Raw genomic sequence first — 17,157 nt, forward strand, 5'->3', positions numbered from 1 at the left:
GATACAAAATAAATACTTCGGTATTTCAATGGGATGAAACAGATATTACAATCCTATGAATTAAAACTTATATTGAAGACGGACTGTCAATACATTATCCTTCCAGTCGTTCTCGTAGCCCTTCACGAGGTTACTTTTCTCATTGAAGTTAAACTCGTAGTAAGCTTGTAGACGGATATGTTTATTGAAATTATAGATACCGCCGATACCTATCGTGCTTTGAGCCAAATCGGTTTTTGAGGTGAAGCTATTTTCCGCCCCGACCTCATTTCCACTCACCTTCGTATTCGGATCGTAAACGTCATATTTCAATACGGCGGAGAAAGGAGAGGCACCTATATCCTGTACCAAATAAAAGAAGTAACCAAGGAAAGGGCGCTTGAACAAAGAATTTTCCGGCAAATTCTCCGGTCGGGTACTGTAGTTAGGGCTTTTACTGCTTCCGGCAATACCGGGTTGGGTACCGATCAAACCTTCCGCACGGAGAGTGGTCTTTCCTAAAGATGAAAGAAAACTAAACTGTCCATCCAAACCTAAATACTGGCGCTTCATATAAGTACCCGTCTCTCCCATATCCCTCTTAACGAAATGATTGCCACGCATCTCATACGCCTCGGTAGTCGGGTTGTAGACAAAACCATGGTAATAGGAGAAACCGGCTCCCCATTTTCCCCAGTCGCCTATCGCCTTCTCGGCACCCAGACGCCCGATGAAATCTTTCCGGCTATCCGTCTCCCGGTTGATACTGTTTCCGGCAAACAGACCGGCATCCAATCGCAAGAAACTCAATGGGCTGGTAGTCTTGGTACGTAAGGTAAGCATCGCTCCAAAGTCACGCTCATCCGGGAAGAAATACTGGATAATAGTCGCTCTCTCCGGAGATTCGAGAGAACTCGTGGAATAACAGACCTCATAACCGAAAGGACGGTTGAACACACCAGCCATCAACTGGCTACGCTTCGTCCAAGGGTCCTTGATACCGATATACAGATCACGGAAACTTACTCCCTTATCATTCACCTCGATCTGGACAGCACCTGTTCCGATCCCATCATTGTACTCGAACTTCATACGGCCCCGGCGGATACCGATCCGGTTAAACCCTTTATCCAAGTTCTCGTTCTTATCGCCCACCTTCAAGGTAGCGTCCTCCTGTCCATATTGGTATTGTCCTTGGATATAAGCGGAAACATTGAATTTGCTTAGCTTTTGGACTACCTTATCCAAGGTAGTCACTTCCGTAGCCAAGGAATCGATACGTTTTTCCACCGACTGATCCACCTCCTGCGCTCCCATACTGAATGGAAGCAGCACTAACATGAGCGCTATAACTTTTCCTAATTTCATTCCTAACTATAAAAACTATATTTGCGTCGCAAAGTTACAACGCTCCTGTTTCACACCCGTTTCACATACATTACAATCCTGTTACAGACGTCTTGCCTAATTATTCAGGGACGAATTTACATAAAATAATCGGTTCGTTCCATACATTGCACATGACTAGAATATTTGCGCGATAATTCTGGTCCATTTCGCACATTTATTGGGATATTGTGCTACCTTTGCCTCGATTATTGAAACACTATATTTATTTTTTTAATGAAGACATTAACAATCGGAGACCTAAAGGCTCGTATTCCAATCATCCAAGGTGGAATGGGCGTAGGCATCTCTCTTTCCGGCTTAGCCTCGGCCGTCGCAAATGAAGGTGGGATCGGCGTTATCTCCGCAGCCGGTCTCGGACTTTTATATAAGAAATTGTCACCCAGCAATTATACGGAAGCTGGGAATCTTGGGTTAGCGGAAGAGATCCGCAAGGCCCGGGAAAAAGCGAAAGGTATCATCGGCGTAAACGTAATGGTAGCTCTTTCCGACTTCGCTGAACTGGTGAAGACCAGTATAGCGGAAAAGGTAGACATCATTTTCAGCGGTGCTGGACTGCCTTTGGACTTGCCTTCTTTCCTCAAGAAAGATAGCGTCACCAAGCTGGTTCCCATCGTTTCCAGCGCACGTGCCGTACGTATCATCTGCGAGAAATGGAAGAATAACTATGATTATCTTCCGGATGCGGTGGTACTAGAAGGCCCGAAAGCGGGTGGACATCTGGGATATAAGGAAAACCAGTTGGAAGACCAGCATTTCTCATTGGAAGAATTATTACCTCAAGTCGTAGAGGAAGTCTCTCATTTCGAGCAGAAATACGACAAAAAGATCCCGGTAATCGCGGCAGGAGGCATTTATACGGGTGAAGATATCAAACGCATGATAGACCTTGGAGCATCAGGCGTTCAGTTAGGAACCCGGTTCGTTACCACCACGGAATGCGATGCCTCGGAAGCCTTCAAACAGACCTATATACAGGCCGAGGAGAAGGACATAGAGATCATCAAAAGTCCCGTCGGCATGCCCGGACGAGCCATCCATTGCAGTTTCCTTGAGAAAGTAAAGGCGGGAATCAAGCAACCGAAAGCTTGTCCCTTCAACTGTATCAAGACGTGCGATATATCACGCAGCCCGTATTGTATCGTCACCGCCTTATACAACGCCTTCAAAGGGAATTTCGAGAATGGATACGCTTTCGCCGGCAGTAACGCTTGGCGAGCGAATAAGATCACTTCGGTACGAGAAACCATTACCGAGTTGATGAATGAATGGAAAGCGAAATTATAAGCACAAAAAAAGCCTCCGGGAACGGGGGCTTTTTTTTATATTCGAAGGTAAGTATCTCCATTATTGCTCGGCTAACCAAGCAGCCAGCTCATCCCGGTTCGCGGCGGCATCTTGCACGCCGGCTTGGGCAGCTTGATCGAAATATTGCATAGCGGTCGTATAATCCTTCTTCATCGCATAAGCGACACCTAGGTTATTCCATGCTTCCGGCAAATTAATACCTTGCAAACGACTGATGGCCGGATCGTAAGCACCAGTCTCAATCTCAAGGGCCGCCGTATTTAATTGAGCGATCGGGTCGGTCGGATAAAGACGAACGGCGATATCGAATACCTCCTTGAACTGATCGCTACCTTTATCATAAGAATTGGCTACCAAGAACATCTCATTCAAACTTAAATATTGAGGTTTCGTCTTGATCACTTGCTTGGCCTCGTTCACGTCGAACGGACGTGCGATATAAGCCAAGGTATAATCAATACGTCTTAAAGGAGGATAGTATTTATCCAATAATATCTTATACGTCCGACCTCCGTTCAAGGCATGTAGTTTAGCCTTGCGCTTGTTTATATCTTGAATATCCAAGATCTCCAGAATCTCCTTCTTATTCGCCAAATCCGATTTCGTAACCTCTTGACGCAATCCGATCCAATCCTCACCCATCCAATTTACTTTCATCAAGGAAGGGTCCATCTTCTCCTTATCTTTCATGTAAGCGACAAAAGCCTTGGCACGACTCTCGGACAATCTCATATTATAATCGTAGCCACCTTCCGGGGAAGCGTATCCGGTAACCTTAAATTCGGTAAAGCTAAGATTCTTATCGTTACGGACTTCCGTTACAATCTTATTCACCTCATTCAGCACGGTAGCGTTATCCTTGAAATCACGTAACAATACGGACTTGCCTACCTCAAAGTTTAAATAAGCGGAATGCGTCTCGCTCCGTTGTTTCACAGGTTCTACCGGAGGAGTAACATAGCTAAGCTCATAAACGGGAGGAGCTAACGGAGGCAATACACGGCTCATCACCCCATAGATGTCATTTGAGACCTCACAAGAAGCGCATCCCGTGGTATTCTCATCCACCATCAAGGTAGCGTTTCGCATCCATCCCGCATAGGGTACGGACAATTCCACCGGAATCAATTCCGGCCCCTTCTTCGTCTGACGGATAATCAAGCTAGGAGTTTGGGGAAATTCATAACTATCGAAACCCAACTCACGGTTCAACGCCTTCATACGTGCCCGCCCGGTAATCACGATCGGGTTAAACTGGTAAGACTGCGATTTATCCACCGATTGCAATACCGGTGTCAGGATGACCATCTCTTGGGATTTCAAACGCAGATTGCTCAGATTGGTCGTAAAATTCATCATAAGCTGGCTTCCGTCCTTCTTTGCGCTTACATTCTCGAAACTAACAGTTCCTCGCACACCGTTCTGTGCCTGTAGGCTCACACCTCCGAGGAACAATAAAGCGATACATATACTCAATAAATGTCTCATATCTCTCTAGATCGTTTTTTAGTGGATAAAATAAATGATAGAAAGGGCCGCTTTCGTTACACCCCAATAGTTCGAGTTCTTGGTCTCGATCTTGGAGCCACATTCCCCGCAATTATACTTATCATAATGTACACGGGCATAACCGGCGCCGATAGCGGCTTCTATACTCCAACGCTTATTCAGTATCCATTGATGTCCCAACGTAAGTCCGCCACCGTACAAATAACCATCATAACGATGGTCCTTCAAATTAGGGAATATGCCAAAGGGTAATTTAATCCCAGCGATATTATACTGTCCGCCCAACGCATGCACGCCAATAAACGTACCGTTGAATTTCTCGCAAGTCCAATAACGCACTTCCGGCATGACAAGCCAATGCTTCAGTTTCTTACCGTCATTGAACTTGAAAGGATTATATCCCGCCGAGACATCCAATGTAACCTTTTTGCTTAAGCCCACCTCGAATCCTAAGTTCGGAGTCGTAGTCGCATCGTAGAGAAGATTGTTCTTCAACGCGAAATGCTGTGCGCTCATAGATAAGGAAAATAACAATGCTAATCCAAGTAAAAATGCTTTCTTCATTTCTTATAAGCTTAATGATTTGAAGAAGAAACAGGAATAAACGGGTTTTAGTTTTCGATAAGCGTTAATAAGATATGATCATTAAATTTAATTATATTAATAGTAAAGGGAATGCGGAAGGCGCTTTTATCGCTTATCCACATTCCCTTTAACTTACTTATAAATATACGATTACTGCTTGATGTCGCCTAATTCGACCAGCTTATTGACAATCGCATAGATCGTAAGACCGCTAGCACTATGAATTTGAAGTTTCCGAGCGATATTACGGCGGTGGGTGATGACCGTATGCGTAGAAAGAAACAAACGATCCGCTATCTCCCGGTTTGTCATTCCCTTCACGACGCAGACTACGATCTCTTTTTCCCTCGAGCTTAACGATTGTTGCTCGTCATCCCCTTCCGGCTCGTCATCCGGAAGTACCTCGGCGTTCAACCGTTCCAATTTGTGCTTGATCTCATCAGCGCTATCGTATATGTTAATTTGTTCATCATAAGAACGCAATAACACACTGTCTGAGACAGAATATAATAAAGCGATACATTTCATCTCGGCACAGCCGCTTTCCTCCTTCAAATGCTGCAACGTGAAATAGCCGGGCAAAGCCGGATTCACGATCAACACATCCGGTTTGTGCATACGAAGCGAGTCGAAAAGAGATTCCACCGAATGAATCTCCACCATCTGGATACGGAAACCCGGTAACCGTTTCAACAGGTTCTCCAGTCCGCTCCTTATGATAACAGAAGGTTCGGCTATCGCAATCTTTAGATTTGTACTCATCGATTCATGCTTATAATTGTTTTTCCAAAGCCAATATGGCCGGTACAAACAAATAATCCTCCACACGGGTATGTGAAGCCAAGTCTTCCTCCGTGGCAAAAATATCGAACAAGACACTATTCAGCATATTCGTACCCGCTCCCGGATAGTATTTGATCAGGATATTTTTCAACTCCGTGATCTTCATCTCGATCTGATCATGACGCTTGCGGAAGATCGTAATATTGTATTTCGGATCTCTCTTTCCTTCCAACAAATTACGGACATAAGGGAAAACAGCACGTTCCTCATAAGACATATGTTTATTTACCTCCTCCGCATACTCATCGAAAAACTTCGTGATCACAAAAGCGACATCCTCCGGGCACCCGGATATAGCGTCTACCAATTTACGACGGATATGTGGCAAGCGGAAGTTCAAGAAGTAATCATGGGCATTATGCAAATAGCGGATCAAGTTCTCGATCGACAGGCATTTGCTGATATTCTCGACAGGCGTATTCACTTCCTCGACCAAGAAATTCACGACCGTCAGGAAAGTACAAGCATCCACCCCATTCTGCCGGCAAACCTCCCCGATATTCTTCTCTCCGAACCCGAGCGCTATACCAAAACGGCTCATGACTAAAACCATCGGATAGTTCTCGCAGATCAGATCACTCATTTTATCGGTTTCCCGGTACATTCCATTTTTATACATAGGCTTCTTTCTAACTTGTCTTGGTGTTTGAATAGCCAAATATACTCCTTTTTCTTCCATATCTCGTACATTTATTATTATTTCACAAAGGCTTAAAGGACGACTCCGTCGGCACGACCGCTATACACTCAGTCTCTATCAACCATCCGGGACGGCAAACGGGGGCCAAGACTATCAAATGTGGCAAATCCGGGTAATGCGCCTCAAAATACTTCTTAACCACCGCATAATCAGCCATATCTCTCAAATAGGTGATCGCCTGCGTAATATCACGAGTAGTAGCGTCCGCCTCTTTCAGCAACACGCTGATATTTTCCATCATCCGCTCGGTTTGTTTTACGATATCGCCCGGATAGACAATCTCTCCCCGGTTATCTATACTCGCCGTACCCGAGATGAAGACCTGTTTACGATCCCCATACGTAACAGCCGTACCCCGCTCGAAGGTTACTCCATATTCATAAGTAGGATTCAAGTGCGTGGGAGCGTAAAGGAACTGAATCTGTCCCGGCTCCAACCCATCCACCGCATAACTGTCCATCTGTACCAACACCGAGGGATCGGCATGACGTCCCTCGATACCCGTACTAGCGATATAATGCGTCTTCTCCGTAAGATTCTGCGTGATAAAAACTTCTTTCCGGGCTTTCACCACACCGGCGTAATTCACGTCTACGTTTTGCACAAAGAACCAAGTACGGACACAATGAGAGGCCAACGTACAACGCTGCCCCATCAATTGCATCACATAGTCATTCAATAAAAGCCGGATCTGGTATTCCGAATTGGCCGCCTTATTGAAGGCACCTCCCCCCCAGAGGTGCCTATAACCGTTATGCGACGCTTCCAGTAAACCGGAATCGTACGTTTGTACCGACATGCCCGTTTGCAAATAAGTCCACATAGCGATCTTTGTTCCATTCAAAGGCGGTTGCTGCACGATAGAGAGCGGACAAAAGGCGCTCTCGCACTCCCACTCCATCACGCTATCCGTCTGATTAGCCGCGTCACTTAAAAAATAACGGCGGAAAACGGCGGTAGCGTCATTCGATAGCTCTTCCTTCACGACAGTCACATAAACCCGCAAAAGGTTTTGCAATTGCTCCACGAAAGACAAACAAGGGTCTGTAATCGATACCATCACCTGATATTCCGTTGTTCCACCTTTGCCCGTGAATGAAGAGATCTGAACCTCTACCGCTTTATCCGTATCTATTTTTCTCGTATAATTCATCATTTTCTTTCTTATCAATTATCCAATGCCCCTCCTAAGATCCAACCTTGGATCAAAGCAAGGACCTCCTGTTTCCCGGAACTATTGAACATATCCTTATGTACCGGATTATCCTCCAATATATCCAGCAAGAAACTATCGTTTATATCACCCGGGGTCACGTAGTTCTTACCCTCTTCCGAAAGGGGCGCCTTGACATTCACTAAGGATTTATAGGCTACATCGTCCCTAAGATCCAGCTGACCGGCCAATCCCGATCCCCCGCCATGACAAGACAGGCAATTCAAGTCGAACACCTGCGCTTGTACACGTTTGAAGCTCGCTAAATCCAATTCGCCCACAGACAAATTAAGCGGTTCGTCCGAATCATCCACCGGAGACGTATAATAGGAGTAAACCAACCGCAATCCCCTACTAATCACAGCGACCTCTATACTCCTCGTATCCGGAGTGACATTATTCAATCGGAGTTTTAGTCTTTTGCCGTCTTCCGCCGGCTTACTGATACGCTGGGTTTGCAAAGGTTTCGACTTATCCTCGCCAAAAGCGCATAACGAGAGCATATTCTCCTTCGGCCAAGCTTTCAGGCCAGTGAAAGAAAGTGACACGGTAGCGGTTCGCCCGGAATCAACCGTCTCATCCGGATAAATCTTACCCTCATCACAACCCAGCCCGAATAACAGGAATAAGGCATACATTATATATAGACTATATAGTTTCATACCCAAAGATTAGAACGTGAACTGCAACATAGCCGTAGCGGAGTGACGAGCCAATCCAATAGCGTCCTCATCCCGGTCATTCTGCGTAGCATGACCGCTACGACCTAAATATTGATACATAACCTGTAGTTTCAAATTATTATTAAAGAAATAATAATTCAAACCAGCGGCGGGCATATTTAACAAACCACCCTCATCCGTAGCGTTTCGATCATAGAAATCATATCGCAAAGCACCCTGTAATTTCGGAGTGATGAAATAGCCCAATTGAGCGTAAGCTCCCCAGAAATTCTTATCCGGCTTTTGCATGATCTTGGTAAAATGCATATTCATATAATAACCTTCGGCTGCTACATACCAGCGGTTCTTGATCCATGCGAACTCAACGCCCACACGGGTGTCGCTACTGGTCAAGAACTCAGCCTCCGCATTATAAGAGGCAGATACGGCGATAGACATCTTATCGTCGTTCAGATTCTCCGGCGAGCCTTGAGACGTTGGCATCTCCCCCTTCGGCATAAAGGCCAGACGACCCGCATATAACAGCGAAGGCAACCATTTATGATCATCGCAGTTTGTCTTAGTCGCCAAATTCACGTCGATACCCGTACCATTAAAAATACCGACTTGATAATTCCATTTATCATGGATCAAACCATGTACCTGTACACCCAAGTCGAATCCCGTGGACATATTCGGTATAACATAATTCACGTCGTAAGGAAGCAATACGGATTGGGAAGCGGAATAAGGCAGTACCGGAAACAACGTCTCCCCCAAAGTACTTAAATAGCCATGCATAAACGGTGTCTTGAACTTACCGACACGGATACGAAACGATTCCTTGATCGCTACGTCGAACCAAGCCTGTTGCAATAAGGCCCCTCCACTCTTAGCGGCATTCAGCGATAAATTGAAAGTAACCCGTCCAAAAGCCTTACCCGTAAAACCGAGAATAGCGTTAGGGATCGCGAAACCAGAGTTCGCTACGCTCTTGGCATAATGGCTTTCCAGCCCTTGGTCGTCATACCGGTTGTAGCAAGCGCTTGCCTGTACCAACGCATAGGGCTTAAACAAAAAGTCACCAGCCTTGGTAGAAAAGGAAAAGCCCTTCTTTCCCGCTAGTGAAACCACATCGTTCTCTACATATTTATCATCCATCTCTTTCTTTGTATCTTGAGCTTTCACGGAGAAAACACCCGCTGATAGAAGCACCACAAGCAACGTCCTATATATTTTTTTCATTTCGATTCTATGCGTTATTTATTCATAAACTTTGTAGGAATTTAATCAAAGCGGCCCGCTCGTCTTTTGTCATGCGAGAGAATAGGGTACGCGACGCAGCCCCTTCCCCACCATGCCACATAATAGCCTCCGTCAGGTTCCGGGCACGGCCATCATGTAAATAATAGGTATGGCCGTTTACGACCTCTTGTAATCCCAATCCCCATAACGGGGTAGTCCTCCATTCATTACCGTTGGCCAAGCCACTGGGATAATCATCCCCTAGCTCAACCCCCATATCATGCAATAAAAAGTCCGAATAAGGATGGATCACCTGATTACCTAATTGAGGCAATTCCGTATTATTCAAAAGGACAGATCCGCGAGGGCGTGTCTTCAAGGAAGTCACATGGCATAAATGACATTTCGCTTGATAGAAAAGTTGCTCTCCTTGAAGAACCGTAGGATCATCCACATTCCGACGGGCGGGTACCCCCAAGGTCTGGAGGTATAAATCCACATCTTCCATATCTTCCGTAGAGACCTGCGCCCCGGTCATGGCAAAACCCATCATATTACTCTGTCCTTCTCCTACCTCATGCGGGAAACGATCGTTCGTTACACCGAGGTCGGAAGAGAATCCCAATTCCACCGTTAAGTCGGCATGATTCGCCTTATTACCAGAGATACCGATCTGCTTCTTTCCCTTTTCCGTCACATAGTTTATACGTCCACTAATACCATATTCCGGATAATTGCTTTTAGCAGCGATCTGCTTTAGCATATCCAAGTCGAGCGCCATCATCTGCCCCATTCCGACATGCCGTAAGGGTTGACGTACGGAAATCCGTAAATCCGACATCGGGATACTATCAGCATACCATTCCTTTATCTCATAATGAGGGGTGACCAACTCATATTCCTCCCCATCGGGGAACGTATATTTTTGGGAAGTAGTAGTAATCTTAACCCTTCCCTCCGGTTTCGTTCCGTATATCGCTTGATCATGTAGTACCCGGCCGTAATCTTGAAAATAGCCGCCACTTTTACGTGATATATAAATAAGCATGGATGAGAAGCCGGGGCCGGACCCTCCATCGGCTATAGCCGGACGGGTCCGCCCGGTACTTTTATGACAGGAACCGCAAGAATATCCGGCATAAAGCGGCCCTAGTCCTCCACCATCCACATTCTCAACACCGCGAGCATCGTCGTACAATCCATCACCACGATTAAATCGCGTCTCTAATTCGCCCGTAACCCAGTTTGCCTGCGTATCGTACGCATCCGGGGCATTGGAGAAAATGGTTGAGATACCCGCGGACAATTCCTTCTCGGAAGCTACCTGCCCATTGGGTTTCTTAACCTGCCAATTTTCCAAGTCCTCGGATTCGCAACTACACAGCAGACTACCGGATAAAGCGAATAATAGAAGTAATCTTCGTTTCATCGTATCGGCTTGTCCGATTAGTTCGTGAACTTAGACTTAACAACGCCCAAACCTGTCGTTAAATCAGCGCAAGCTTCTGTAGCTGTATTGATATGCTCCGTATCCCCTAGATTGTTACGGAAAGGATAGCCGATCGCATTGATAGCGTCGATTGTCTTATCAATTTGAACTACCATCAAACTATCCAACGTAGGATTAATCATTTTAGTCAACGCATGCAAGCTACTCTCGGAAGCGGATTTCTCATCCAAATCACGACCGCCGAAATAAGCGTTCTTGATACTTACGATATTGTTCTTATAGTCGTCCAAGGAATTCCAGCTATACCAAGACTCTACAGCCAAGACACCGGGGTTATTCGGGTCAGTAGCGTCTTTATTACTTCCATTCCATGCGGTCACCGGGTCAGTTATCTTAGCGGAACCTACTTCATTGGAGATTCCAGCCATACCATTATTTCCATTCAGCATAAGCTCAATCGCCTGATACACATTACCAATGGAATAGGCAGAACCGTCATGTTTCTTCATAGCCTCCGCATAAGAAGAAGGAACATCCGAAGTTCCTAAGCCTTTCAACCAACCATTGTATAAGTCTTGAGTATCAGATAACATACGTTCGGACACTAACTTCAAATACTCCAATTCATTCTTTGCGAACGGGCTTGTTTCCAGATCACGAGGCTCGCCGTCTAAGAATAACATCTTTTCCGCCGTATGGAATCCACGTAAATTTTGAGGACCATCTTCCGCATCTTCGTCTACAGCTCCTGAAATCTTGCTGAATTCTCCTGTAGCTATAATCTCCTCTATACCGTTCTTATCCAAAGGCCAGCTATCCAAGCTCGGGTCGAGCTGTGCCAAATCCGCCACACCGAACAAGAATGCCTCACTTTGTTCCCAAGGTACACGAACCGCACGCCAAGCGTCGCAGGCATCCGCTAAATCATTCTTAGAACCAGACGCGATGAACTTGTCTACCGCATTTTTATAAGCGGTCATCTTTGTCAACATGTCCTTATAGGTAGGCAAAGCTACCTCATCAACGAAAGTAGCGACAACCGCACTCATCTGATCTTCTGTTGGTTTTGCACCCGAATCCGCAGGAAGATTCTTAAAGTCATAAGTTACAACATCGGGGTCCTTGCCCGGATCATCGTTGTCTCCACAAGAAGTGAAGCTCAAAGCCACACCCATCAACATCATGGGTAATAAAAGTACTTTTTTCATATTCTTACATATATATTTGTTAATAGTCTATTATCTTGATAAGAACCAGCCGATATAAGCGATACCGACAGAAACCATATTCTGGCTATTATAATCACCCTTACCTACAATACGGTGCGCATAATCCGCCTTTACGACCAGATTAGGCAATGCGTAATAGTTAAGGCCAGCCGTAATCACGCTCTTTTGAAGACGTCTATCCGCCAGTTTATTACTGCCTTTCTCCACGGATTGCATCGGATTATAATATTCGTAGCGAACGAAAGGATAAATTCTAGGGGCTTTCCGACTAAAGAAGGAACCTACATTATAGCCAACCTCAGCCGCATAACTGACAGCGGTCTCCGCCACGGTTGAATTAGGATATCCGGAAGCTGAAGATGAGTTATTGTTTACCTTTGTCAAAGCGTTGCTGTTGCCCAGATGGCCGTAAACGATATTACCTCTGGCGATCAAATTATTGTTCGGACTTTTATATTGAGCGTCCGCCGTCACGATAGTAAGCGGATATTTCTCACCTTGGTTACGCAGCGGTTTGCTACTATTCTTAGAGGGTTGGTTATAATAAAAAGAAGCGCCCACACGTAAGCCTTTAAATTTCTTCACTCCATTATAGTTGACACGAGCCACAAAGGCAGGATGCGTAAATTGAGTTTCCTCGAAAGCGCCTTGCGTACCTTTGCCAACCCAGTTCTCCATACGGAAACCTTGTGGGTCCAGACCGGAAACGACTTGTAACTCGTAATCGAAATTTCCTAAATCACCAAATAGAGCCACACCCGTCTCATGCCAAGTAGAAGGTAATATGGTAGTCTCTCCTTCCGGACGATATACACCGAAAAAGTTCAAGGGTTCATGATGTGCGTTGGTCAAGCCTACCGGTACGATCATATGTCCAAAACGGAAGTTTAAATGCTTGTTCATCAGATAAGAGATATGGAACTGCTCCAAGGCGACCTCGCCACCTTTCTCGATCTCGGTCTCATATTCTCCATTCTCCTCGTACCACTCCACTTCCCGTGCGGCGCCTGTTCCTCCATACTCAAACTCAATCTCGGAACTCAGTACCCATTTGGGAGAGAACTTATAATCAAAAGCTAAAATAAAACGAGGGATAGAGACAGTAGCCCGATTCATATGTGATGTACCTTGAGGTGTCACCCAATTCCAATCATAATCCATATAACTGGCAGCCATCTCACCATATCCTCCAAAACGGAATTTAGAAAAACCGTCGGCATACATCTCCGATGCCTTTACGGTAGAGCTCATATTACTCTCTTGAGCATGTAGAGCGGTAAAGGAAAGTAATCCAATCGCTAATAAATTTGTTAACGTTCTCATTGCGTTTTATAATTTTTGGCAAAATTACAGGGGCTGAGAATTTGCTACAATCGCCCGAAGTAGGTAAAATAAGACCCTAATTACCTACTCATAGGTATCCCGGAAGAATATTTTCAGGACGTCACACCCAATAGGCCCCATTATTGACCCGCAAGACAACTTGATAGTTAATTTTGGAAAATACGGTTTTGTATTATTTCAGAGGTAAGCGTTAGTTATTACAAGCGAGAAGATCATTAAATGATTAACACTGTAGTGTCGGGAAGTTTTCCTCCATATTCTTTTGTTTTGCAACTAATATTAGTTACATTTGCAGAAAGAACAAGGATATGGGTTCTAAAGAAAAGTTGATCGAGCGTTTTTGTAAACTACCTAAAGATTTCACCTACGAGGAAACTTTAAAATTGCTTTCTTCTTATGGCTATAACGAGCATAATAAAGGTGCAACGTCAGGTTCTCGCGTGAGATTTAAAAATGAACAGACGGGACAATATATTGATATTCATAAACCGCATCCGGGTAGTATTATGAAGGAGTGGATGATGAAAGCGATATATCAGCATTTAAAAAGTAATGGTTTAATTAAATGAAATGATTCAATATGGACTATTTGGAATACAAAGGTTATAAAGGTTCTGTTGAGTACAGTAAGGCTGATAACTGTCTTTGCGGAAAGGTACTTGGTATGAGTAAAGATTTAATTCTTTATGAAGGTAATACTATCGATGAACTTCGTGCGGATTTTGAAGCCGGAGTAGAAAGCTATCTTGCCGGCTGTTTGGCTGATGGCGTGGAACCTCGTAAACCTTATAGTGGCACGTTAAATATCCGTATTTCACCAGAAATACATAGCCGAATCGCAGCATTGGCGCAAGAGGCGGGAACTACGATTAACGGGTATATAAAACAGGCTTTGGAGAATCAGTTGAAGCTTGCCCATTAAAAATAAAGGCATAGATAGATTTAGGCGTGATTCCACTTGGTTTCACGCCTTTTTTACGCCATATTTCACTGGCCATGAAGAAGAATATAGCAATTAATAGGTACGAACTCTCCTTTTTTACATATATATAGGTATTGCGCACCCTTATAGGCCGACGTATCTTTGCAATGTCAAAAAGAATGTAACACTATTAGTATATCGCAAACCAAAGCCTTCTGCTAATTTTATGTAAGCATATAAGATGATTAACACCGTAGTGTCGGGAAGTTTTTATTGGTTATTTCCGGCATCACATAAAAAGGGCCTCCCTGTGAAGAGAGGCTCTTTTTGTGTTCAGCTATCCGGTTCATTGATGATGTATTGATAGAGATCCGAGTCTCCGGCCTTATTCATGATCTTATGCTTTTCCAGCTGAAATTTTAACTGGTCTAAACCGAGAGGGCCGAATCCCGGAATCTTCAACAAAGAATCGAGCCCTTTCTTCCTAGCGTAGCGCAATAGGTCCTCCATAGTCTCCAGTTCCAATTTTTGGAGGCATTTACGGATGTAGGGAGACAGAGTTAGGCTTGTGACCGGTAGGGAGATCCGTCTGGCCGCATCCGTGGGGATGTCGAACGACGATTTCGGAGCATCGAGACTCAAGCCACTTTTGAGGACTGCTTTATAGAGCGTTCTCAGCTCATATTCCATGTTTCGCTTCTCAAGCCGCAGGCGCTCTATCTCTAGGTCTTGACAGCTGATCGTTTTCTTATATTCGGCTAAGAATCCGGTGTTTTCCTGCAAGCGGAGTACTATGTTCTTATATCGGTAGCACATCCTATCGTAAAATATATCGCAGCGTTTGGCTACGTCCAGTATTTTTGCCCCAGAGGTTATTTCCGTGAATATATACCGATCTTGCTTATCATCTATAAATGTGGATAGTTCGGCGATGATTTGTTTAAGTAGGGGAGAGATGTTCTTTAAGGATCGTAGGCAGAAAAGGTAATCGTCGTACTGGGCGATAATCTCGTCGGCTTCCTCCTCCTTGTCTTGAATGACCAGTTGCAAGTATAGTTTTTGGATCCCTAGATGTTCGATATGGGCAATGAAATCACGTAGGTTCTCAGGATCTACCATACATGTACCGGTTCTCGTATGGAAAGAGGTTATCTTTCGGGATTTTACCCAATCTTCAATCTCCTCGTACGGGAAACCGGTAATACGGGCGGCTTCTTCTATGGATATGAGTTCTGGCATAAGATCGTATTACGAATAAAGTTGTTTTTGTTTAGTTAAAATGCGGAATTTGGAACCGACCAATAACGGTAAGTAGATCAGGTATTCTTTTCGCATCTCAATTAAGAAATAAGAGCCATCATGGGACACTCCCGTGACGTCACTATATCTCCGCACGATACCATGTATCTGGAATTCCCTCTCATTACAATAAAACCCTAACTCTGGAAAATACTTGCTGAAACAAGCGGAGTAGTAAATAAAGAGATTCTGGATCTCATCAATATCACAAGCGTCCATAAGCCATTCACTTTACATAATTAATTATTAGATTTACAAGATCCGGACATGTTTTAGAAAAGATGTCCTTCGTAAAGACGAGCGCTATATGGCTTTTGTTAAGTAGTGGTCCTTTCTTATAAAATAAAGGAAGGGCGAGGACTGAACATTTATGTAGACGAAGGTTCGGCTAAGACCCAACTCCCAATAAAGTCAGCCACACGCCCCCTTTATCTGTATACAAAATATATCCATACTATATTAGCATAGATAACACGTATATCCAGTAAAGGGTTGCGGGGCCTTCTTCGTGCATAGGGAGATTTAAGAAAATTAGCCGATTTTCGTCCTACAGCACAAATATCACACGCAACACGAGGCTCTTAATTAAAAAGCCTTTTCTTGTCGCAAATATACGTATTAATAATATTTCAACCTAAGATAATCCATATGTTTTTTAGTTTATCATTGTTTGATACCAATTATTCGCTTTGACTTATCCAGTCATGCAAATGTATAATATTTTATTTGATTTTCAAACTCCAATACCTCACTTCCAAAGCAAGCTAACTTCGTTGGCAAAGTAAGTTAACTTACTTTGCCAACGAAGTTAACTTACTTTTTTCGCCCAATTTTGTCTCCAGTTGTAGAGACGCAGCGTGCTGCGTCTCATCCCCTCAAAATGGTAACTTAAAATAATACGCCAATAACCACCAAAGTCTGCGCCTTCACGAGACAATATACCCATAGAACGCAATTTTGCGATTTGTTTTTCTACAGCACGGGAACTTATACCTAATTTTATAAGCCATAGCTTCGGCTGACATAGAAAGGTCGGAAATGACAAGGTCGATGATCTTCTGTGCTGTTCTACCTATATTTTTAGGCTTATCCGCAGTGTCTCCGAACTCACTCTCCGAACTTTTATGGGGCTCTCCGAACCTTCTCTCCGAACTTTTCTTCATTTACAAGAATGTTTGCTGGCATCCACTTGGGTAGGAAGTGAATCCCATGTCATGTGCATACCCTTCAATATCAATGAAAGAAGTTGTTGAGAATTACATTCTACACTTTCATTACCCACTCTTGTATAGGCAGTGCGTGTTCCGTCTTGGTAATAATAATATACAATAAGGTATACAAATGGCACAAATATATAAATTGCTTAATATCAACACCTTAAAAACACGATTGTGATTTTTGAAAAACACGTACGTGTTTCTGTAAAAAGTCGTACATGTTTTTCGGGAAACACGTACGACTT

At 44.2% G+C, this 17,157-nt stretch carries 15 protein-coding genes and 2 pseudogenes; 3 read left to right on the forward strand and 14 right to left on the reverse strand.

Annotated features, from left to right (window positions below):
• Positions 1–60: 60 nt before the first annotated feature.
• The gene (locus DW205_RS02955) at positions 61–1,347 is read right to left on the reverse strand and encodes a hypothetical protein (protein WP_008778470.1); all 1,287 of its coding nucleotides are present in this window, start codon (positions 1,345–1,347) and stop codon (positions 61–63) included.
• Between the two features lie 255 nt (positions 1,348–1,602).
• Here DW205_RS02955 and DW205_RS02960 point away from each other — a divergent pair, with 255 nt between their 5' ends.
• Entirely contained in the window at positions 1,603–2,673 is a 1,071-nt protein-coding gene (locus DW205_RS02960) for a nitronate monooxygenase family protein (RefSeq protein WP_005861189.1), read from the forward strand.
• A gap of 60 nt (positions 2,674–2,733) precedes the next feature.
• Here the strand turns inward: DW205_RS02960 and DW205_RS02965 are convergent, their stop codons facing one another.
• The 10 genes from DW205_RS02965 to DW205_RS03010 all read right to left on the reverse strand — a co-directional run bounded on the left by DW205_RS02965 (position 2,734) and on the right by DW205_RS03010 (position 13,453).
• Complete coding sequence (locus DW205_RS02965; protein ID WP_005866758.1) at positions 2,734–4,182, reverse strand: DUF3868 domain-containing protein; 1,449 nt, start codon at positions 4,180–4,182, stop codon at positions 2,734–2,736.
• An 18-nt stretch (positions 4,183–4,200) separates the two neighbouring features.
• Complete coding sequence (locus DW205_RS02970; protein WP_005861186.1) at positions 4,201–4,767, reverse strand: DUF3575 domain-containing protein; 567 nt, start codon at positions 4,765–4,767, stop codon at positions 4,201–4,203.
• A gap of 171 nt (positions 4,768–4,938) precedes the next feature.
• Positions 4,939–5,550: a response regulator transcription factor gene (locus tag DW205_RS02975; protein WP_005866756.1), complete on the reverse strand. Its 612-nt coding sequence runs from the start codon at positions 5,548–5,550 to the stop codon at positions 4,939–4,941.
• 10 nt (positions 5,551–5,560) lie between these two features.
• Positions 5,561–6,250, reverse strand: coding sequence for a hemerythrin domain-containing protein (locus DW205_RS02980; RefSeq protein ID WP_010185248.1), 690 nt, complete (start codon positions 6,248–6,250; stop codon positions 5,561–5,563).
• 82 nt (positions 6,251–6,332) lie between these two features.
• Positions 6,333–7,487 carry a Rid family hydrolase gene (locus DW205_RS02985; RefSeq protein WP_008778471.1) on the reverse strand — a complete coding sequence of 385 codons (1,155 nt, stop codon included), beginning with the start codon at positions 7,485–7,487 and terminating at the stop codon, positions 6,333–6,335.
• Between the two features lie 11 nt (positions 7,488–7,498).
• A complete protein-coding gene (locus DW205_RS02990) occupies positions 7,499–8,206 on the reverse strand; it encodes a hypothetical protein (RefSeq protein WP_121963052.1) in 708 nt (235 codons plus the stop codon).
• Positions 8,207–8,215: 9 nt separating this feature from the next.
• Complete coding sequence (locus tag DW205_RS02995) at positions 8,216–9,451, reverse strand: porin (protein ID WP_005866751.1); 1,236 nt, start codon at positions 9,449–9,451, stop codon at positions 8,216–8,218.
• A 22-nt stretch (positions 9,452–9,473) separates the two neighbouring features.
• On the reverse strand, positions 9,474–10,880 hold the full coding sequence (locus DW205_RS03000) for a di-heme oxidoredictase family protein (protein WP_005866749.1): 1,407 nt from the start codon (positions 10,878–10,880) through the stop codon (positions 9,474–9,476).
• 17 nt (positions 10,881–10,897) lie between these two features.
• Positions 10,898–12,109: an imelysin family protein gene (locus DW205_RS03005; protein ID WP_008778472.1), complete on the reverse strand. Its 1,212-nt coding sequence runs from the start codon at positions 12,107–12,109 to the stop codon at positions 10,898–10,900.
• Positions 12,110–12,139: 30 nt separating this feature from the next.
• Positions 12,140–13,453 carry a porin gene (locus DW205_RS03010; RefSeq protein WP_005861166.1) on the reverse strand — a complete coding sequence of 438 codons (1,314 nt, stop codon included), beginning with the start codon at positions 13,451–13,453 and terminating at the stop codon, positions 12,140–12,142.
• Between the two features lie 329 nt (positions 13,454–13,782).
• Between DW205_RS03010 and DW205_RS03015 the strand changes: the two genes are divergently transcribed.
• Positions 13,783–14,043: a type II toxin-antitoxin system HicA family toxin gene (locus tag DW205_RS03015; protein WP_005866745.1), complete on the forward strand. Its 261-nt coding sequence runs from the start codon at positions 13,783–13,785 to the stop codon at positions 14,041–14,043.
• 11 nt (positions 14,044–14,054) lie between these two features.
• Entirely contained in the window at positions 14,055–14,396 is a 342-nt protein-coding gene (locus DW205_RS03020; RefSeq protein ID WP_005866743.1) for a type II toxin-antitoxin system HicB family antitoxin, read from the forward strand.
• Positions 14,397–14,729: 333 nt separating this feature from the next.
• Here DW205_RS03020 and DW205_RS03025 read toward each other — a convergent pair whose 3' ends face one another.
• The 3 genes and pseudogenes from DW205_RS03025 to DW205_RS03045 form a co-directional block, all read right to left on the reverse strand.
• Complete coding sequence (locus tag DW205_RS03025; RefSeq protein ID WP_005866741.1) at positions 14,730–15,635, reverse strand: hypothetical protein; 906 nt, start codon at positions 15,633–15,635, stop codon at positions 14,730–14,732.
• Between the two features lie 946 nt (positions 15,636–16,581).
• Positions 16,582–16,855: pseudogene (locus tag DW205_RS22790) on the reverse strand (HTH domain-containing protein); the annotation flags it as partial.
• Positions 16,856–16,863: 8 nt separating this feature from the next.
• A pseudogene (locus DW205_RS03045) lies at positions 16,864–17,028 on the reverse strand (AAA family ATPase); the annotation flags it as partial.
• Positions 17,029–17,157: the final 129 nt, after the last annotated feature.

Source organism: Parabacteroides sp. AM17-47, from assembly GCF_003434625.1.
Classification (GTDB): domain Bacteria; phylum Bacteroidota; class Bacteroidia; order Bacteroidales; family Tannerellaceae; genus Parabacteroides; species Parabacteroides distasonis.